Origin of the sequence: Pseudoalteromonas sp. A3 (genome assembly GCF_025942345.1) — a bacterium.
GTDB classification, from domain to species: domain Bacteria; phylum Pseudomonadota; class Gammaproteobacteria; order Enterobacterales; family Alteromonadaceae; genus Pseudoalteromonas; species Pseudoalteromonas atlantica.
The window spans coordinates 259842-279644 of the sequence record NZ_JAPCKL010000005.1 but is presented as its reverse complement, the minus strand read 5'-3'; the positions used below and the strand labels follow the sequence as shown (position 1 = coordinate 279644).

The 19803-nt window shown below is 40.8% G+C and carries 19 protein-coding genes; 7 read left to right on the top strand and 12 right to left on the bottom strand.

Going from position 1 to position 19803, the window contains the following annotated elements; genetic code table 11:
- Nucleotides 1-45: 45 nt before the first annotated feature.
- The 3 genes from OIZ54_RS11750 (at nt 46) to OIZ54_RS11740 (ending at nt 2361) form a co-directional block, all read left to right on the top strand.
- Entirely contained in the window at nt 46-603 is a 558-nt protein-coding gene (locus tag OIZ54_RS11750; RefSeq protein WP_039972214.1) for a sigma-70 family RNA polymerase sigma factor, read from the top strand.
- Entirely contained in the window at nt 603-1355 is a 753-nt protein-coding gene (locus tag OIZ54_RS11745; RefSeq protein WP_054982184.1) for a DUF3379 family protein, read from the top strand. Before OIZ54_RS11750 ends, OIZ54_RS11745 begins: the two co-directional genes overlap by 1 nt.
- Nucleotides 1356-1515: 160 nt before the next feature.
- A complete protein-coding gene (locus tag OIZ54_RS11740; RefSeq protein WP_096042041.1) occupies nt 1516-2361 on the top strand; it encodes a Tim44 domain-containing protein in 846 nt (281 codons plus the stop codon).
- A gap of 279 nt (nt 2362-2640) precedes the next feature.
- On the opposite strand, the gene OIZ54_RS11735 is transcribed toward OIZ54_RS11740, so the two are convergent.
- The 4 genes from OIZ54_RS11735 to OIZ54_RS11720 all read right to left on the bottom strand — a co-directional run bounded on the left by OIZ54_RS11735 (nt 2641) and on the right by OIZ54_RS11720 (nt 6582).
- The gene (locus OIZ54_RS11735) at nt 2641-3831 is read right to left on the bottom strand and encodes an amino acid aminotransferase (RefSeq protein WP_264390448.1); all 1191 of its coding nucleotides are present in this window, start codon (nt 3829-3831) and stop codon (nt 2641-2643) included.
- An 80-nt stretch (nt 3832-3911) separates the two neighbouring features.
- Nucleotides 3912-4571, bottom strand: coding sequence for a GAF domain-containing protein (locus OIZ54_RS11730; protein WP_264390447.1), 660 nt, complete (start codon nt 4569-4571; stop codon nt 3912-3914).
- Nucleotides 4572-4627: 56 nt separating this feature from the next.
- Nucleotides 4628-6277, bottom strand: a complete 1650-nt coding sequence (locus OIZ54_RS11725) for a fused response regulator/phosphatase (protein WP_264390446.1) — start codon at nt 6275-6277, stop codon at nt 4628-4630.
- A complete protein-coding gene (locus tag OIZ54_RS11720) occupies nt 6277-6582 on the bottom strand; it encodes an STAS domain-containing protein (RefSeq protein ID WP_004587319.1) in 306 nt (101 codons plus the stop codon). The genes OIZ54_RS11725 and OIZ54_RS11720 overlap by 1 nt, the downstream gene beginning before the upstream one ends.
- Nucleotides 6583-6711: 129 nt before the next feature.
- On the opposite strand from OIZ54_RS11720, the gene OIZ54_RS11715 reads away from it, so the two are divergent.
- Complete coding sequence (locus OIZ54_RS11715; protein ID WP_024031864.1) at nt 6712-7041, top strand: translation initiation factor; 330 nt, start codon at nt 6712-6714, stop codon at nt 7039-7041.
- A gap of 12 nt (nt 7042-7053) precedes the next feature.
- Here the strand turns inward: OIZ54_RS11715 and OIZ54_RS11710 are convergent, their stop codons facing one another.
- Nucleotides 7054-10068, bottom strand: coding sequence for an EAL domain-containing protein (locus OIZ54_RS11710; RefSeq protein ID WP_264390445.1), 3015 nt, complete (start codon nt 10066-10068; stop codon nt 7054-7056).
- A 358-nt stretch (nt 10069-10426) separates the two neighbouring features.
- On the opposite strand from OIZ54_RS11710, the gene OIZ54_RS11705 reads away from it, so the two are divergent.
- The gene (locus OIZ54_RS11705) at nt 10427-11584 is read left to right on the top strand and encodes a chorismate mutase (protein ID WP_054982179.1); all 1158 of its coding nucleotides are present in this window, start codon (nt 10427-10429) and stop codon (nt 11582-11584) included.
- A 104-nt stretch (nt 11585-11688) separates the two neighbouring features.
- Here the strand turns inward: OIZ54_RS11705 and tyrA are convergent, their stop codons facing one another.
- The 6 genes from tyrA to ffh all read right to left on the bottom strand — a co-directional run bounded on the left by tyrA (nt 11689) and on the right by ffh (nt 16666).
- The gene (tyrA, locus tag OIZ54_RS11700) at nt 11689-12822 is read right to left on the bottom strand and encodes a bifunctional chorismate mutase/prephenate dehydrogenase (protein ID WP_264390444.1); all 1134 of its coding nucleotides are present in this window, start codon (nt 12820-12822) and stop codon (nt 11689-11691) included.
- Nucleotides 12823-13073: 251 nt separating this feature from the next.
- Nucleotides 13074-13433, bottom strand: coding sequence for a 50S ribosomal protein L19 (gene rplS, locus OIZ54_RS11695; RefSeq protein ID WP_004587324.1), 360 nt, complete (start codon nt 13431-13433; stop codon nt 13074-13076).
- A gap of 33 nt (nt 13434-13466) precedes the next feature.
- The gene (gene trmD, locus OIZ54_RS11690; RefSeq protein WP_004587325.1) at nt 13467-14234 is read right to left on the bottom strand and encodes a tRNA (guanosine(37)-N1)-methyltransferase TrmD; all 768 of its coding nucleotides are present in this window, start codon (nt 14232-14234) and stop codon (nt 13467-13469) included.
- The gene (gene rimM, locus OIZ54_RS11685) at nt 14234-14770 is read right to left on the bottom strand and encodes a ribosome maturation factor RimM (RefSeq protein WP_004587326.1); all 537 of its coding nucleotides are present in this window, start codon (nt 14768-14770) and stop codon (nt 14234-14236) included. Before rimM ends, trmD begins: the two co-directional genes overlap by 1 nt.
- A gap of 17 nt (nt 14771-14787) precedes the next feature.
- On the bottom strand, nt 14788-15036 hold the full coding sequence (gene rpsP / locus OIZ54_RS11680; protein WP_004587327.1) for a 30S ribosomal protein S16: 249 nt from the start codon (nt 15034-15036) through the stop codon (nt 14788-14790).
- Nucleotides 15037-15286: 250 nt separating this feature from the next.
- Nucleotides 15287-16666, bottom strand: a complete 1380-nt coding sequence (gene ffh, locus OIZ54_RS11675) for a signal recognition particle protein (RefSeq protein ID WP_024031859.1) — start codon at nt 16664-16666, stop codon at nt 15287-15289.
- Nucleotides 16667-16919: 253 nt separating this feature from the next.
- On the opposite strand from ffh, the gene OIZ54_RS11670 reads away from it, so the two are divergent.
- Both OIZ54_RS11670 and OIZ54_RS11665 read left to right on the top strand, forming a co-directional pair.
- Nucleotides 16920-17726: an inner membrane protein YpjD gene (locus OIZ54_RS11670; RefSeq protein WP_024031858.1), complete on the top strand. Its 807-nt coding sequence runs from the start codon at nt 16920-16922 to the stop codon at nt 17724-17726.
- Between the two features lie 61 nt (nt 17727-17787).
- On the top strand, nt 17788-19056 hold the full coding sequence (locus OIZ54_RS11665; protein WP_004587330.1) for an HlyC/CorC family transporter: 1269 nt from the start codon (nt 17788-17790) through the stop codon (nt 19054-19056).
- A 60-nt stretch (nt 19057-19116) separates the two neighbouring features.
- Here the strand turns inward: OIZ54_RS11665 and OIZ54_RS11660 are convergent, their stop codons facing one another.
- On the bottom strand, nt 19117-19728 hold the full coding sequence (locus OIZ54_RS11660; protein ID WP_024031857.1) for a transglycosylase SLT domain-containing protein: 612 nt from the start codon (nt 19726-19728) through the stop codon (nt 19117-19119).
- Between the last annotated feature and the right edge of the window lie 75 nt (nt 19729-19803).

Here is a 19803-nt window from a genome sequence, read left to right as displayed (position 1 = left end):
GTCTTTTCATGCATTAAATAATAAATTTTAATTAAAAAAGTACTTATGCTTGGAAAGAAAAAATCAAATAATCAGGTCTTAGTTGATATGGCAGAGAAACAAAAGCGCTATGAAGCCTTGGTCCATGTATATAATAAGGAGCTTTATCGCTTTGCTTATTGGTTATGCCGTGACCCACATATTGCAGATGACCTAGTACAAGAAACGTTTTTACGTGCTTGGCGCTCGCTTGACTCATTATTGGATCAAAAAGCCGCCAAGCCGTGGCTGCTGACTATTTTGCGCAGAGAAAATGCACGTCGCTTTGAGCGCAAGCAGTTTGACTACAGCGATGTAGAAAACGATACACTTGTCGATGAAACCAGCCATTCGTTAGATGATGAAATGGAGCAAACGGTTATCCAACGCCAAATTGCGCTGCTATCTGATGAATACAGAGAACCCTTACTTCTGCAAGTTGTTATGGGGTGCTCTGGTGAAGAAATAGCAGAGATTCTCGATTTAAATAAAAACACGGTTATGACTCGTTTGTACCGTGCCAGAAACCAACTTAAAGAGGCTTTAAGCCGTGATGATGAACAACTTAAAGGGGCATCAAAATAATGGATGAACTTGAGTTTCGTCGACGCACTATTGCGCAGCCAAACGATTTAGATAAGGAGCTTTTAGAGTTTGCTAAAGAGAGCTCTGAGCGACAAAACTTTATAAGCGATATGAAAGACTTTGATAAACAAATTCAAGATGCGTTAGATGTGCCTGTGCCTGACAACCTTGCTGAGCGTATTCTTTTAAACACCTCGTTAAAAGAAAAAGCAATGCAAGAAGAGCAAGCAACTGGAGATAACGTTGTAGATGCACGCTCACGTTTTAAGTTTGACCGTGTTCACTTAGCCCTAGCCGCGTCTTTTTTTGTAGCTATTGGCGCATTCTTTTTTAGCACAGAGCAACACATTGCTCATGAAGCAGGCGAACATGCTTTAACCCATGTTTACCATGAAATTACCGCCCTTGAAAAAACCAATGCTATTAGCCTACAAAGCGTTAACGATAAGCTTGCACTGCTTGGCGCTCATATAGAAGAGCTGCCAGGTAAAATTACTTATGCGATGTTTTGCGACTTTAAAGGTGAAAAAGGTCTGCACTTAATTTTTGAGTCGGACTTTGGCCCCATGACGGTCTTTATTGTTCCTTCTGAGAATAAGTCGTTTGGGTTTGGCGAAGATGATTTTCATGATGCGCGCTTTGCAGGTCATATTAATCGAGGCGACAAAGCCGATACTATTTTAGTGGCTAATTCCGGCGCGCCAATTAATGTGTACAACGAGCGGGTTACCAATGCCATTCGCTGGCTGTAACTAGCGCTTAACGACTAAAAACCGCTGAGTAACACTGAGCGGTTTTTTTGTGCCTATTCAGCGCTCATTTTTCATCCAAAACAATTGATTTTAAATGTAATTATTAATTTTTACTGAAAAGTTAATTATACTCACCGCTCAGTTTAACTTAGGGAATTACATGAAGAACATCATCGTTATATTTTCATTACTTGCACTACTGTGTACAGCAAGTTTTGATGCACACGCACGCAAAAAGTTTGGTAGTAGTAAACGCGGTACAACCCCAGCAACACAACAAACCACACAAAAGCAAAAAGCCGATACCACAGCACCTGCAGCCAAGACAAAAAGCAGTAAAAAAGGCATTATGGCCGGCGTATTAGGCGGATTGTTAGCCGGCGGTTTAATTGCCGCTATGCTAGGAGATAACTTTGAGGGCATGCAGCTATTAGAAATTATTTTATTAGCAGGCGTTGCCTTTATTTTGTTTAAACTTATTACGGGGTTTATGCGCGCTCGCCACTCCCCGCAATTAGCCGGTACTCACGCTACGGGGCACTCTGCTTTTAAGCAAGCAGCCACAGAGCAACCTACCAGCAGTGGTTTTACCCAGCAAAGCGCACACACTGAGCAAGTACCTTTCAATTTACCCCCTAATTTTGACGTAAATGGCTTTTTACAAGGCGCGCGTAGCCACTATCACACTATGCAAACTGCGTGGAATAATGCCGATTACGCCACGATGGCTGAGTATTTAAGCCCATCGTTAGCTCAAGAGTTTAAAACTGAGCGCGAAGCGATTGAACGGGTAGCGACTGAGGTGATGTTTATTGATGCCGAGCTTGTACGCGCTGAAACAACAGCAAATTCGTGGCAAGTAAGTGTGCAATTTAAAGGCAAATACCGCGACTTAGACGATAAAAAAGAAGAGCCTATTTTAGAGATTTGGCACCTTGAGCGTGCTACCACCTCAGATGCTCCATGGCTAATTGTAGGCGTAGAAGACTTAATCGATAGCGAATAGTGCTGTAATTATAGTTATACCAATTCGCCTAATTAAGTGATCAACTTTAAGGGAGGATAAACGTGTTGAGAGCTCGGCAAAAAAATTCGCTATTTAGGTGTTTTAATTTAGAGTTTTTTACGCAGGTAGCGACACGTTTAGCCCCGTAAAATGATTAAGTATTATTGCGGATTGGTATTGGTGGCAAACGTTGGCTAATTGGTATAAATAACAGCTAAAAAAAACCGCCCAGCCTAAAGTTTAGGCTGGGCGGTTTTTTATTACTGTTATGTAGTAGTATTATTTACAAACGTCAGCAACGGCGTTTGCGAAATACTCAATGTTAGTATCACTAATACCCGCTACATTTACGCGGCTAGAACCAACAATGTAAATACCGTATTCTTTTTGTAGGCGCGCAATTTGCTCTTTATTAATGCCTAAGAAAGAAAACATACCGTGTTGACGTTCAATAAACGAAAAGTCTTGCTCTATCTCTTTTGCTGCTAAGCTTTCTTTAATTAAGCTACGTAAACCATTAATACGATTACGCATTTCATCAAGCTCACTGTGCCATATTTGTGTAAGCTCTGTGCTGCTTAAAATAGTGTTTACAATGTCAGCACCGTGCGCTGGAGGCATAGAGTAAATACTACGAACAACGCTTAATAGCACTGAATTTGAAATATCAGCGGTTGCAGTGTCTTTTGCAATAATTGAACACGCACCAATACGCTCACGGTATAAACCAAAGTTTTTAGAACATGATGAACAAATAATTAGCTCTTCTACTGCATCAGCTAAAATGCGCAGTCCACGTGCATCTTCTTCAAGTGACGAGCCAAAGCCTTGGTAAGCAATATCAATAAGTGGTGTAAAGCCAACTTCTTTTGCAAGCTGAGCAACTGTGTTCCACTGTGTCTCGTTTAAGTCCATACCACTTGGGTTATGACAACAAGCATGAAGTAGCACAATATCCCCTTTTGGTACTTGCTTAAGGGTGTTTATCATGTCGTCGAACAATAGATCTTTGTTTTCGTAATCGTAGTACGGGTATTCTTTAACGTTTAAGCCCGCAGCTTCAAACAAGCTAATGTGGTTTGCCCATGTTGGCGTAGTTACCCACACTGTTGCGTCTTTATTGCAACGCTTAACAAATTCAGCCGCAACGCGAAGTGCACCTGTACCACCTGGTGCTTGTGCTGTACGTACGCGGTTTGCTAAAAGTGCTTGGTGCTCACCTAGTAATAGGTTTTCCATTTTTTGACAGTAGTCTAAGTTACCCGCTAAACCAATGTAAGATTTGCTTGTTTCGTTTTCTAAACGAAATGCTTCAGCTTTTTTTACCGCTTTTAATACCGGTGTGTTGCCTTGCTCATCTTTATAGACACCTACACCTAAATCAATCTTGTTAGGGTTTGTATCTTGTTTATAGGCTGCCATAAGGCCAAGAATAGGATCTGTTGGTACTGGTTTTAATTCTGAGAACATTAGCTATCTCTTATCATTAATTAGGGGTTGGCTGTTGTAGTAAGCTTAACATAAAAGCTTACCTTCTTGGCTAGTGATATTTACACTAGAAAGTGAGGAATTTTAATGCAGCACGCAACTAATACAGCCAGTGTACGGCTATCAAAAAAGTCGTTACTAAATGCCTCTGCATCTATAATACCGACGCATTCATGTTGCTCATTAAATAAGGGTAAACAGGTTTCAGCTTTCACTTTAGGGTCGCACGTATAGTACTCGCCACCTTGTGCTAAATAGTTTTCTACGTTGTTAATTACACGCCCGCGCTTAGACAATGCAACTTGTACATTATTGCTGCCTGCTGCAAATGCTTCAGTAAGAGGAAACAGTGGACGGCTTGGCGCACCTTGATACGCCAGCTTTAATAATTGCGGACCCTGAGCAGTGTCAACCGCTTGATAAATACCATACCAATCGACCTGTGTTTGCTGCTCTATGTAATTAACTATATTTTGTAGGTTTGCTAGTTTTTGCTCGTTTTGAGAAGTCGCGCTCACGTGATCAGTAATTTTAAATGGCTCATCTTGTAAATAACCAAACAAACTACACGCACCGCCTTCACCGAGTTCAGGAATTTGATATTCCCAACGTACAGACGGCAGCGCGCTTGCAGCAATATACTGTTCTAGCTGCTCTAGCTCTTTGGCAATTAATTGTGGGTCTATCTTTAATTGCGCTATATCAAGGTAAGAAGAAATCATTTGGCCATCCATACATCTAAAATTTTTTAGATAATAACATGGAAATTTTTTCTGAGCTATAGCAACTTGTAACACATTTCGACTTGGTTACCACTTGCGTTATACGTGACTTTTTCTGCCACTTCTTCGAGTAACGATAAGCCACGGCCAAACTCTGCGTTGAGTTCGGTGCGTGTAGAAGAGTCACTTGAGAATCCCCTACCCGAGTCACAAATAATAAAGTACAAGCACAAGGTATCTGGGCAATAACGCATATCAATAATAATCATCGCCTCTTTCATTTTACTCAGTGCTTGCTCTCTTAATTCATAGTATTTAAAAAAGCCATCGTCTTGTTTTTTTATGTCTGAATCAAGGCCTAACACACCATGATCAAGTGCATTGTTATACGCCTCAGAAAGCAATAAAAATATATTTGAGCGATGCGACCTAAGCCCCTCAACACTGCTTAATACATTAACAACATCATACACAGGGTCTGTGCATTTAATTTGCTGCGCGTTCAAGCTGAGTGAAAAGTTAAATGCCAAATTAGAATACGCCTCTTTGGCCTCAGGCTCTGGGGTTAGCGGCAAACAATTAAGCAGCACTAAGCTTAAGTCGTCTAATTGCTCACTGCCATTGGCAAAGGTATTTACATTATCTATAACACGCTGACTGCTGATCATCGACTTGCTTTTAAGTGCTGCTAAAAAGCGCTGCTCACCATAAAAAATATCGGCGTCGTTGTTAGTTTCTATTATGCCATCGGTTGAAAGCACTAAGCGGGTGTTTTTATCAACTTCTAAATTAATTAGCTCATATTCAAATTCATCGCGGTCTAAAATCCCCAGTGCCATGTGTTGCGACTCAAGCGTTTGCTTTACTTCACCATCGGTATTTATTAAGTACGCATCTGGTAAGCCACCAAGCCATGCTGAAATACTTTTGCCCGAGGCACTGAGTTCAATAATAGTCGCCGCGCAGAACATGTGCTCTGGCAGTAAATTATGCAGTAATATATTGATCTCAGAGGCGATATCGTTAACAGCCATGCCTTTTTGCACCATAGTGTAAAACACCCGTGATGCAGGTAATGCTCCAATCGCGGCCGCTAACCCATGCCCGGTAAAATCACCCAACATGCAATATAAATTGCCTATTGGGCTTTGCGCGACTAAAAACATGTCACCGTTAAACATAGAAGCAGGAGAAAGGCTAAAGTCTAAATGGTCTTTAAACTTATCTTGGTTTTCGAGCGAGTTATTAAAAATGTGCTCAATTATTTCGTGCTCGCGCTCTATTTGATTGCGATGATACTCAAGTAAGGTGTTTTGTTGATGGGCTTTTTTACTTAATTCGCGCGTACGGCTGTGCGCTTTAATTTTTGCGTTTAAAATTACTTTTTCAAACGGCTTTTGAATAAAGTCATCCCCGCCTACTTCTAAACAACGCTCAAAGCTGCTTTGATCTTCAAGCGAAGTAATAAAAATAATGGGAAGATAAACGTCGTTGTATCGCTGCTTTATCAGCTTTGCAGCTTCAAAGCCATCCATTACCGGCATAAGTACATCGAGTAGAACAATATCAATCGCTTCTTTTTCTAACACCTCAAGTGCTTCTAGGCCGTTAAACGCAATTGATATTTTATAGTTTTCTTCGAGCAGCATTTTTTCGAGCAGGATGCGATTAAGCGCCTGATCGTCAACAATAAGTACGTGGGTCATTAGTTAATATCAAACTTCTTATCAAAACGTGATATTTGCAGTATTTTTTTAAGCTGAGGCTGACAATTACTGATCTCTATTGTTTGTACCTGGCTTTCAATGGTTTTTTTCATGTTAAGCAACATACCAAGAGCAGAGCTATCCATATAGTCGGTCTCTCTTAAATCGATAATCACTTTATTTGTTTTAGGCTCAATTTGGGCATAGGCTTGGCGAAATGATTGCACTAAATTAAAGTCAAATTTGCCTTTAATTTGTATCGTTAAAGTACTTTCATCAACCGATAAACTCTTTGTTAAACTCATTATAAACTCCAATAATATTTCCTTTGACCTAAATATAACCTGTTAAAAGTATTTAGCAAAAATAAAAACACTCGCCAGCAAATTTGTTATTATTTAATACATCAATAAAAACGTTTATTTAGGTAAATTATGAGTGATAACCGCTTAGTATATTCAACCGATATGGGCCGAATTAGCCAGCCAAAGGTTGAGCAAGAACCCACTGCAAAACTATTTAAAGATGGCTTTATCCGCATAGAGCGCCAAACTAAGGGCCGAAAAGGTAAAGGTGTGATGTTGGTTGTGGGTATAGATCCAAAAGCACACGATCTAAAAAAGCTAGCTAAAACCATAAAAAGTAAAATGGGCCAAGGTGGCGCGGTAAAAGAAGGCATTATTGAAGTTCAAGGCGATGATCGCGAAAAACTAAAAGGGATTTTAGAAACCCTTAAATTTAAAGTAAAAATTGCGGGTGGCTAAACCCGCAACTTTTTATTTGCTACTAACAATGTTAGGCGTATCGTTTAAGTTTTTGTATAACGCTGGCAGTTCGCTCTCAGCAATCGGTTTGCTGTAATAAAACCCTTGCACAATATAACAATTATTATTTTGCAAAAACTCTACTTGTTCAATCGTTTCAACCCCTTCTGCAACTACGTCTAATTTAAGCTTTTGCGCCATGGCTATAATAGCGGCGGTAATTTCCATGTCATTAGAATCGGCAGGGATATCTTTTACAAACGAGCGGTCAATTTTTAATATGTCGACCGGGAATCGTTTTAAGTAACTTAGTGACGAATAGCCAGTACCAAAATCATCAATCGATATTGAAATGCCCAGTGCTTTTAGTTCATGTAATTGCGTAATGGCAGCTTCAACATTGCCCATTAGCATACTTTCGGTAAGCTCCAAGTGTAACCGCTTAGCACTTACCCCGGTTTGTTTAATTATACTGTTGAGCATGGGCACTAAATTAGCGTCTTTAAACTGACGTGCCGATAAATTAATAGATACGTTGTTATCTCGTCCAGCTTGCGCTAAACGCACGGCAAACTCGCACGATTGCTGTAGTACCCACTCACCGAGTTCAACAATGAGCCCTGTTGCCTCAGCTATAGGAATAAACTTGGTCGGCGATATAAGCCCTTCTACAGGGTGGAACCAGCGTAGTAGCGCTTCATAGCCTACAACGTGCTGAGTTAATGAATTTATTTGCGGCTGATAATAAACCTCAAACTGTTTTTCTTTAATTGCATGGCGTAATTCGTTTTCAATGAACAGCCTTTCATTGGCAGCCGCGTTAAGCTCTTGGCTATAAAAGTGGTAAGTATTACGCCCTTTTGCTTTTGCCTCATACATTGCTAAATCAGCATGTTTTAAAAGCTGATCTTCTTCAAGGCTATCGTAAGGGGCCATTGTAATACCAATACTAGCGCTGACTATCACTTCGTTATTGCCAAGCTTTATAGGCACATTAAGTGTTTTTTGAATAGTATTTGCGACATCACTGGCATGCTCTTGGCTTTCAATACCACTGAGTAATACAGCAAATTCGTCGCCCCCTAGGCGGGCAATTGTATCTTCGGCGCGTAAGCGTGCTTTAAGGCGGTTAGCAACTTCAATTAGTAACTGATCGCCTGCATCGTGGCCTAACGTATCGTTAATGCGTTTAAATTCATCTAAATCAAAGTAAAAAAGCGCAAACGCATAATGGCCGCGCTCAGCCAAAGCCATTGATTTACGCAGCTGCATTCTAAAAAATGTTCGGTTTGCTAAGCCCGTTAAGGTGTCAAAGTACGCAAGCTGCTCCATTTTGCGCTGGCTTTCTTTAACAAACGAAATATCTTGTGCGGAGGCTACATAACTGGTGATCTCACCGCCGTCTTCGCGAATAGGAGAAACACTTAACGATACCCAAATAGGCTGTTTATCATTGCCCTGAATCAAGGTATCACCACGCCAGTAGTTTCTACTGCGAAGGTCGATATTGATATCTTCAACCAAAATGGCCATCTCAGATGCGATAATATTCAACAGCGGCGCACGGTTAAAGTGGCTCTCTGGGTAGCCTGTCATCTCCAGCATTTTGGGATTAACATATTCTATAACAAAGTTTTCATCGGTGATCACCACACCGGTTCCTGAGAAGGCAACGGCTTTAGAGAGCCTATTAGCGGCTTTCTCGGCAATTTCTTTTTCTGTAATTCGCTGGTTTAACCCATCTATAAGCTTACGAATTTCTACGGTCATATCTCTAAATGAGCCGTTTAGCGTGCCTATTTCGTCTTTGTTCTCTGGCGGGAATTCGGTTAGTAATTGCCCTTTACCAAAGCCAGTAACTGCATGTACTAATGTGTGAATTCTGCGAAGCACTAGCTGATACAGCGCTTGGTGTAACAATAAGGCAACCAAGACCGCATAAAGCACAAACAAGCCAAAAAACTTCAGTTTTAAATCTTGCAGAGCAGAGAGCGTTGATGAGCGTTTTTTATAAACCCCAATATACCAGTCTAATTTATCAATTTTACGAATATTAATAATGTGTGCTTCATCGTTTTGTACAAACGAATTAGCATACTCTGGTAATTTCATGGTAATTGCTTCATTTATAATGGCTTGCAATTGCGGATTAACAAATTCGTTTGTTGTTATTGTTTTATCCTTGCTGCCATAACTTGCTTGTAGCGCTGGGTTAAGACTCGGGTGCGCAAGCAGTTGGCCTTTTTTATCAAATACCAGTAAATGTTTTTCTTTATCGCCCACAGGTAAAAATGAAATCAACGTGTTTAAATCTATATCGCTGCCGGTCACGCCTAAAAATTCATTATCAACATACAAAGGGACAAGCAAACTAATAACCCATTTATGCCATACTTTATCGTAATAAACCTTAGACCAAACGGGTTCTCTGCTGGGGTTTAAATCACTTTGTACATACTTAAATGTTGCACCATTAGAGCCTCTGAGTTCAGCCGGTGCGTTTAACGCCCAATTGGGAGGCGAGACACGGATGAAATCGTCTTTGGTGATCATATAAAAATTAAAAAAGTCGTGAATTAAGGTTGGTGAAATGACTTTCCATAACGACTCTGAGTTATTAAATAAACGCTTATAAAAAGGAGAATAATGCTGCTGAGGAAGAAATGCGGCTGAAAGGCCGTCGCTCGATGCACTGCGTATAGTGCCGTCGCTATTAAATTGTAACTGGGTTTTGTTAGATAAATTGATTGCTGAACTATCACTAAATAGCTGCTCCGACACAACATTATTAGCCTGTTTGGCAACGGCTGATTTTGTTTTGATTAGTGCGTCAAATTGCCTGATAAGTAATTCGGTGGAGCTTTTAAGTACTTCATGCTCTTCGAAAACTAATTGTTTTTCTTCAGATTTAAGCATCAGCGCGGCAGCGCACACACCGGCAATTAAACAAATTGCAGATATAAGCAACGACAGCTTTACACTTAAAGAATTTAGTCCAAAACGCGATGGAGGGCGTCTATACACCACAGGCCAACCTTACTATTTTAGTTGTTGTTATTTTTAGCTAATACCTGAAATATACCAGATCCCTATTCATATTTATAAACTATTTGTAAATTTTATCTAAATGTTAGCTAGGAGCTGATAATTATTCATTATGTCTATTTAAACTGGCTTGCTTGTTGACTTTGCTAGTAACACCTCATACATTAACAGCATGAAAATTATCTTATCTTGCACTTTTTTTTCTTTTTTTAGCTTCTTTATATAAAAGAGGCTGAACTGTTTGTGAGATAAAATCAATCGAATAGCAAAGCCTCCCACTTGGGAGGCTTTTTTGTTTTAGTTGCACTAAGCAACTTATTTTTGGAATGAGGAAACCAAAATGACCAACGATGTTTTAAACGCGCTCAGACACGACATTAACGAAATAGACTCTGATCTATTGGTGTTATTAGCTAAGCGCCGCCGTATTAGCCACGGTGTTGTTGAGTATAAAATTGCGAATAACAAACCGATTCGTGATGAAGCGCGCGAACTAGCCTTACTCGAAAAGCTGATTGGTTATGGCAAGTCGCTTGGTCTAGATGCGTATTATGTGAATAACGTTTTTCAAACCATTTTGGAAGACTCTGTGCTGCATCAGCAAGCCATGCTGCAAAAAAACTTAAACCCCGATGCATTAAGCGAAACACATCGCGTTACTTACTTAGGCGGGCAAGGCTCGTACAGTCAACTAGCATGTCATAAATACTTTAGCCGCCGCCCTGGTAAGTTAGTCGAAATTGGCTGTACTTCGTTTGATGAAATTACGGGCAAAGTAGAAAATGGCCAAGCAGATTTTGGTTTGCTGCCTATAGAAAACACTAGCTCGGGCAGTATTAACGAAGTATTTGATTTATTACAACATGCTCAAGTATCAATTGTAGGTGAAGTTACACACAGTGTAGAGCACTGCTTACTTGCCACCCCAGATACTGAATTAAGCCAATTAACTAAAATTTATGCCCATCCTCAGCCATTTGCTCAATGTAGTCGCTTTTTACAAGGCCTCGGTGATTTACAACATGAAACCTGTGATTCAACCTCAAGTGCTCTTCAGTCAGCTTTAAATACGCCAAATAGTGCGGCTATTGGCTCAGCGCAGGCAGGTAAAAACGTTGGCCTTGAAGTGATTAAATCAAACCTTGCGAATCAAAGTGAAAACCACAGCCGCTTTATCGTGGTGGCGCGCAAACCTCTGCAGGTATCTAAACAAATACCGACTAAAACCAGCCTTATTATGGCCACTAAACAACAAGCAGGTTCATTGGCTGATGCGCTAATGGTGTTTAAGCAACATCAAATAAACTTAGTTAAACTAGAGTCTCGTCCTGTACCGGGTAACCCGTGGGAAGAAGTGTTTTATGTAGACTTAGAAGCAAACCTTGCCGATAGCCAAGTACAACATGCCTTAGAGGAGCTAAAAGAGCATACTCAATATGTACGCGTTTTAGGCTGTTATCAAAGTGAGTCTTTACAAGCTGTGAGTGTAAATACCTAACCTAACACGCAAATACTAAAAAGGGCCTAAGTAGGCCCTTTTTTAATCGCTCATTTAAAATGCTTTCAACGTATAGCTTAAGTAACTACACATTTTTAACCCTTTTAATCTAATACCTTGGCGTCATTTGCTTTATTTAGCAGGCTACGGCTTTGCGTTAAAAAGTGCGCGGTCGAGTCTGAAAAATACGCTTTAGCATCAGCAAATGCATCGATGAGTGCGCCTTTATCTCCCGCTTTTAGCTTTTCAAGAGTTTGTGCAAAGGTCTCTTGGTATTGCGCTAATAAACTCTCAACATTATCAAACTGGGCCAACATTATATCTGAGTATAGCTCAGGAGATTGCGCAAATAAACGCCCTACCATCATCAACTCTAACTGATAAATAGGAGACGAGCAGCTTCTTAGTTCCTCAAGCGTATGGCTTTGCTTTGCTAAAAACTGCCCATAAACAAAGGTCGTTAAGTGGCGCATTACTTGTATTATTTGCATTGCTTCATCATGCTTTTTAGCATCTAACTCAACAAGTTGGCAACCCCATACTTGCAACTGCTGTAGTAAGCCTTTCGCAGCATCATGCGCTCGGCCTTCACACACAACAACAGTTTGTTTAACCCAGTGAGAAATATCAGGGCCAAACATAGGATGCAGGCCAACAACGGGCCCAGAGTGCGCCGCCTTTAATGCCTTAATGGGTGATTGCTTAACTGAGGTAATATCAACAAGCAAACAGTCATCATCAAGTTTAGGTAGCTTAGCAACAACGGCCTCAAGTGCATTGATAGGCACGCTGATCATCACTAATTTTGCGCCAGCTAAAATGGCTTTAGCATCGTTTTGCTGATCTTTATCTAAAATCTTAACTTCATAACCTGAACGAATAAACTGCTGAGCAAATAACTGGCCCATTGCCCCTTGCCCACCTACAATTACAATAGGTGATAAATCAGGAGCTGCACAGGCAAGTTTAGCTTGTTGGTTTTGATAGGCTTCGCGCATCATGCGCCTTAATATGTCTTCAACAAGTTCAGGGCTGACTCCTTGTTTAATCGCTTCATCACGACGAGCAGCGAGCAAAGCAGCTTCTCTTTCAGGGGCATGCAGGGGGGCGCCATTTTGCTGCTTAATAGCACCAATTTTTTGGGTTATTGCATTTCGCTTTGCAAATAAAGCAACTAATTGCGCATCGCATTCATCAATGCCATCTCGTAATTGTGATAAATCACTTAATTCAGCCACGTTTCTCATTCCACCTATAAACAACTCATTTCGTAAATATATATTTACATTTAAGTAAACTAATCAATACGTTAAATACTAACAGGATCAAGTATGGGTTAAAAGGCTAATGTAGCAACGCAAGTGAAGATTACTTAATACAGAGGGGTGCTTTTGTGAAGAGGTAGTATGTTATTTAATACTTAAAAACCAAAACGGGTTGCAACCGTGAGGCTGCAACCCGTTTTCTTTGCGTTGATAAACAGCGCGTATTAGTTAAGTTTTTCTCTAATACGTGCAGATTTACCAGAACGCTCACGTAGGTAGTAAAGCTTAGCACGACGAACCGCACCGCGACGCTTAACTGTTACGCTATCAATAAGAGGGCTGTGCGTTTGGAATACACGCTCAACACCTTCACCGCTCGAAATTTTACGAACTGTGAATGCTGAGTGAAGACCACGATTACGCTTAGCGATTACAACACCTTCAAAGGCCTGTAGACGCTCTTTGTTACCTTCTTTTACACGTACCTGTACAACTACTGTATCACCAGCGCCGAATGCTGGTACGTCTGTTTTAAGCTGCTCTTCTTCAAGCGCTTTAATAATATTTTGGTTTACTTTTGCCATTATGTTTCTCACTTTCCTAGGTGTAACTGTCTTCTAGCCACAAGCTTTTTGGTACTCTTGCTGAAATTGTGCGAGTAATACCGCTTGCTCCTCAGTCAGAGCTAGGTTATGCAACAAGTCAGGACGTCGTAGCCAAGTTCTGCCTAATGACTGCTTAAGCCGCCATTTTGCTATCTCTTGGTGGTTTCCACTGAGTAGTACAGCAGGCACCTGTTTGTCGTCCAATGTTTCTGGCCGTGTATAGTGAGGACAATCTAGCAAGCCATCCGAAAATGAGTCTTGCTCTGCTGACTGGTTATGACCTAACACGCCTGGCACTAATCTCGCTACTGCATCAATTAATGTCATGGCAGGTAATTCACCACCACTCAAAATAAAATCACCAATTGACCATTCTTCGTCAACGTATGACTCTATTATTCTCTCGTCTATACCTTCATAGCGACCGGCAATCAAAATCAGCTTTTCAGAGTTTGCGAGTTCGCTAGCCCCTTGCTGATCTAATTTGCGCCCTTGCGGGGACATATAAATTACTTTTGCGCCATCACCTGCCGCTTTTTTAGCGTCAAGAATGGCTTGTTTTAATGGTTCAACCATCATTAACATACCTGGGCCGCCCCCGTAAGGACGGTCATCTACGGTTCTGTGCTTATCTAAAGCATAGTCACGTGGATTCCAGCAGTTAAAGTCAATTAAGCCATTTTTCACTGCGCGACCAGTGACACCTTGGTGTGTAATAGCATCAAACATGTCTGGAAAAAGGCTTATCACCCCTACCCATAATGAACTAGTTTGAGTCATTAAAACCCAGGATCCCAGTCTACGGTAATTTCTCTCGCTTCGTATTTAACTTCTTTAATTACTGAATCAGTTAAAAAAGGAATCAAACGCTCAGCTTGACCAAATGCATCTTTACTGTTTGCCTTAACAACCAGTACGTCATTCGATCCTGTCTCCATCAGGTCATCAACAGTGCCTAAATTATAACCTTTATCAGTTACAACCGACATGCCAATGAGATCTCGCCAATAAAACTCGCCTTGCGGGAGTTCTGGTAATTGCGCTGAATCAACAGATATTTCAGCATGGGTATAAGCCATTGCTTCGTCTCTGTCGTTTACTTGCGCAATTTTAGCGATAAAGCCTTTGTTGTGGCGACGCCAGTCGACCACTTCTAAGGTCTGCCATTTACCTTGTTGCCCTATCAACCACGGGCTGAAATCGAAGATCCCTTGGGGATCATCAGTAAATGAATGTACCTTAAGCCAGCCCTTTATACCATATGGGGCACCGAGCTTTCCTACGACAATAATTGATGAGGTGTTCTCTTGACTCATGGTTACACTTACGCCTATTAAGCCGCTTTACGAGCGTCTTTAACTAACTTAGCTACACGATCAGAAAGACCTGCGCCCTGACCTACCCAGTGATCAACACGAGGTAAATCTAAACGAAGTTTTTCTTCTTGACCTGAAGCAATTGGGTTAAAGAAACCAATTTTCTCGATGAAGCGACCGTCACGCGAGAAACGGCTATCCGCAACCACAATTTGATAGAAAGGGCGTTTTTTAGCGCCACCACGTTGCAAACGAATAGTTACCATACCGTCCTCTAAATAGATTGACTGTTTTCATTAATAAGATTTACTCCCCAGTATGGGGAGCTGGGGAATTGTACGAGTTTTTAGCAACAATGCAAGTAAGAAGTGAAGCAAAAAGCCACTTTAGTAGGTTAAACTGTGATCTGAGCCACAATTAATAGATTATCATGCACCACGCGCATAATTTATTCAACAAAAAAGGGCCAATTAGCCCTTTTGTTATACATTATATAGCGGCTATTTAAGCGCTACATTAAAATTTAGGGCCACCGCCACCCATCATTCCAGGTGGTAACATGCCTTTCATGCCGCGCATCATTTTTTGCATGCCGCCTTTACCTTTCATTTTTTTCATCATTTTTTGCATTTGCGTAAACTGTTTTAGCAGTTTATTTATCTCTTGTACCTGTGTACCAGAGCCTGCGGCTATACGTTTTTTACGAGAGCCTTTAATAATCTCAGGACGCGCACGCTCTTGTTTGGTCATAGAGCTGATGATTGCTTCCATTTGAATGAAGGTTTTGTCACCCATTTGGCCTTTTACAGCATCGGGTAAGTTTTGCATACCAGGCAGCTTATCTAGCATCGACATCATGCCACCCATATTTTTCATTTGCTTTAATTGCTCTGCAAAATCATCAAGGGTAAAGCCGTTGCCTTTAAATACTTTTTCAGCGACCTTAGCTGCTTTTTCCTTATCGACTTTCATTTCGACTTCTTCGATTAATGAAAGTACATCCCCCATGCCTAAAATACGCGATGCGATACGATCGGGATGGAACGGCTCTAGTGCATCTGTACGCTCACCCACACCCATAAATTTAATTGGCTTGCCGGTAATATGACGAATAGATAAAGCAGCACCACCGCGTGCATCACCATCTGTTTTAGTTAAAATAACACCGGTTAGAGGTAGCGCTTCATCAAATGCTTTAGCGGTATTCGCCGCATCTTGACCCGTCATTGCATCAACCACAAATAATGTTTCGATTGGGTTGATTGCTTTATGAAGGTCTTTAATTTCGCCCATCATTTCGTTATCTACGTGCAAACGGCCGGCGGTATCGACTAAAACAACGTCTATAAATTTCTTTTTAGCATGAGAAATAGCAGCGGTGGCGATATCTACTGGTTTTTGCGAAATATCACTTGGGAAAAAATCCACGTCAACTTCGCTGGCAAGTGTTTCAAGCTGTTTAATAGCCGCCGGACGGTATACATCGGCACTAACAACTAGCACTGACTTTTTCTTACGCTCTTTTAAAAACTTAGCAAGCTTACCAACACTGGTTGTTTTACCCGCACCTTGTAAACCAGCCATCATAACAACGGCTGGCGGCTGTGCATTTAGGCTAAGCTCTTCGTTGGCTTCACCCATCGCTTTTTCAAGCTCTTCGCGCACTATTTTTATAAATACTTGGCCAGGGCTTAAACTTTTAGTTACTTCAACACCTACGGCACGTTCTTTAACTTGCTTTACAAACTCGCGAACAACAGGCAACGCAACGTCAGCTTCTAAAAACGCCATACGTACTTCACGCAGCGTGTCTTTAATGTTGTCTTCTGTTAAACGGCCGCGGCCACTAATATTTTTTAAGGTTTTACCTAATCGTTCTTGGAGGTTCTCAAACATGTAACGGTTCCGATAAGACGTTTATATTGACCCAATAAGCTCACGCTTATTTGCATTTTACTTATTAGATGGGAGCAATAGTATTAAATTTCAATTAAAAACAGTATACCGTAAATGATGGCGCACAATACAGTATTGAAGCACAGCTTATTGAGTTTCTTTTTTTAGGTCTATGCAATTGCTTTGCTATAAAATACAATGTGCTTATAACAACAAGAATTATTTGACTCTAATTATAAGTGGCCCAAGCACAATGCTGATTATTAGTTTAACTATTATTGCCAGTTTATTTTATGTGTTAGCAACGTCTCACGTGTTAACACGCCTGTTTCATCAACAAGGTCCTAGCCAAAAGGTAACGGTTATTTTAAGTACCGTGGCTATACTAGCGCACATGCTGCTGTTGGTTAATTCGGTGTTTCGCTCCGACGGGCAAGATTTAAGTATTGTTAATGTTGCACTACTGACCTGCTGGGTTATTGTGGTGTCGGTTACTGCGGTGTCGTTAAAGTTCCCTGCTACATTGCTGTTACCGGTCGTCTATGGCTTTGCAGCCCTACTCACCATTGCGAGTTTGTTTATACCGCACCATATTTTATTACAAAGCTTTAATATTGAAATAGGCCTTATCACACATATATCGCTATCACTGTTAGCATATTGCGTGTTAATTATTGCCACTTTATACGGCGTGCAGTTTTACTTTATTGATAAACGCTTAAAACGTAAAGATTTAGCAATTGTGCATAGCCATTTACCACCATTAATGGTGGTAGAACGTCAGCTCTATCAACTATTAAACTTAGGTACGGTGTTACTTACCTTTGCCTTATTAACAGGGTTTGTGTTTTTAGATGGGATGTTTGCAAAAGAATTTATCCATAAAACCATATTATCGCTTGTCGCATGGGTTATTTTTGTCACTGTTGCGCTTGGGCACATGAAAAAAGGCTGGCGTGGTAAACCTGTGGTTATTACCATCATGGTCGCTGCATTTATCCTCACACTTGCTTATTTTGGCAGCCGTTTTATACAAGAAGTGGTGTTAAATAAGTTTTAACTTGACTCTGTCAGCTCACTCTAGCTTAATACGCATTGGTTTATAAAAAAAGGATCCATCGTTGGACGACATATCGACAAGTACCTTGTTTATCATTTTAGGTTTATTGGTGCTTTTTTCTGCTTATTTCTCGGGTTCAGAAACCGGGATCATGTCAATTAATCGTATACGCTTGCGCCACCTTGCAAAAGAGGAACATCGCGCAGCTAAACGAGTCAGTAAATTACTTAGCCGTCCTGATAGACTCATTGGCCTAATATTAATTGGTAACAACCTTGTAAATATCGCTGCTGCCCAGGTAGCCACTATCATTGGTATTCGTTTATACGGTGATTTAGGTATTGGTATCGCAACCGGTGTGTTAACGCTAGTGGTACTAATATTTGCAGAAGTAACCCCAAAAACGCTTGCTGCGTTGTACCCTGAAAAAGTAGCCTTTCCAAGCTCTATAATTCTCAAAGGGTTACTCAAAATACTATTCCCATTTGTGGTTGTTGTTAACTGGATGACCAACGGTATTTTACGTCTATTTGGTATCAGCTCAGCACAAATAGATGAGCACAGCATGAGTAAAGAAGAACTTAAAACAGTGGTAAATGAGTCAGGCGCATTACTGCCAGCTCGTCACCAAAGCATGCTGACTTCTATTTTAGACTTAGAGCAAGTGACCGTTGAAGATATTATGATCCCTCGTAACGAAATAGTGGCGATTGATATTAACGACGATTGGAAGCTCATTAGCCGCCAATTAACTCATGCTCAGCACACCCGTGTATTACTTTATCGCGACAATATTGATGACGCGGTAGGTTTTATTCATTCGCGTGACGCTCTTCGTCTTTTAACCAAAGAGCAATTTGATAAACCGTCATTATTGCGTGCTGTACGTGAGATTTACTTTATTCCTGAGGGGACATCCCTAAATACCCAGCTATTAAAGTTCCAACAATCAAAAGAGCGTATTGGTATAGTGGTTGATGAATATGGCGACATACAAGGTCTCGTAACCCTTGAGGATATTCTTGAAGAAGTGGTTGGCGATTTTACTACCACGCAAACTCGTACGCCAAGTGAAGAAGTGACCACACAAAGCGATGGCTCTTACCTTGTTGATGGCGGCGCTAACGTGCGCGACTTAAACAAAGAGATGGGCTGGGAGTTTCCTCTTGATGGCCCTAAAACACTCAGCGGTTTAATTGTAGAATACCTAGAAGATATTCCAGATGCTAATTTAAGCCTTAAAATAGCCGGCTACCCTGTTGAGGTGTTAGAGGTAAAAGAGAATATGATCAAACAGGTAAAAATTAAGCCAAATCAACGTAAGTTGTAAGTGTAAATAATGCATTAAAAAAGGAGCCTTGGCTCCTTTTTTTGCTTTTAATATATGTAGTTAGCCAAAAAGCAGTCGCTCAAACCAGCCTTTATCAAGCTCCTCTTCACAACGTTTAAGCTGCGCACCATAACGGCTTGCGCGGTGTTTTACTTTATTAGCGACACTCATTAGCCACTTTTTCTTTTTATAGGTACCGCGCTTATAACCGCCCCACCCTTCGTGATAATTTAAGTATTGGGCGTAAGCATCCCATTTAGAGATACCATTTACTTTATGTGTTTTATAAACAAACCATGCCATAAAGTCGATTGCATCGTCAAAATCATCTCTGTCAGCCCCACTGTTACCCGTTTCACGAATATAGTCAGACCAAGTTGGAGTTTTTGCTTGTGAGTACCCGTAAGCATCACTGGCACGCCCAGTTGGAATTATCCATAAAAAATACTCCATGGGTGGTGCGGCATCATGACGAAACGAACTTTCTTGGTACATCATGCTCATAAGAACATGTTTAGGTGAGCCCCATTTTTCTTGTGCATCTTTTGCATCAAAGTACCAATCTGACTTTTCTTCAAAAATTTTACAAAGATCATTAGGTTGCTTTGGCGGCGCAGTGGCACACCCAGCTAAAGAGAGAGCAAAAGATAAAATAATTGCATTTTTTTTCATTTTTATAAGATCTCACTGAACTTTTTAAAAAAGCGTGGGTCTGAGTATATGAATGCAGCAGTATAGCATTGTTTC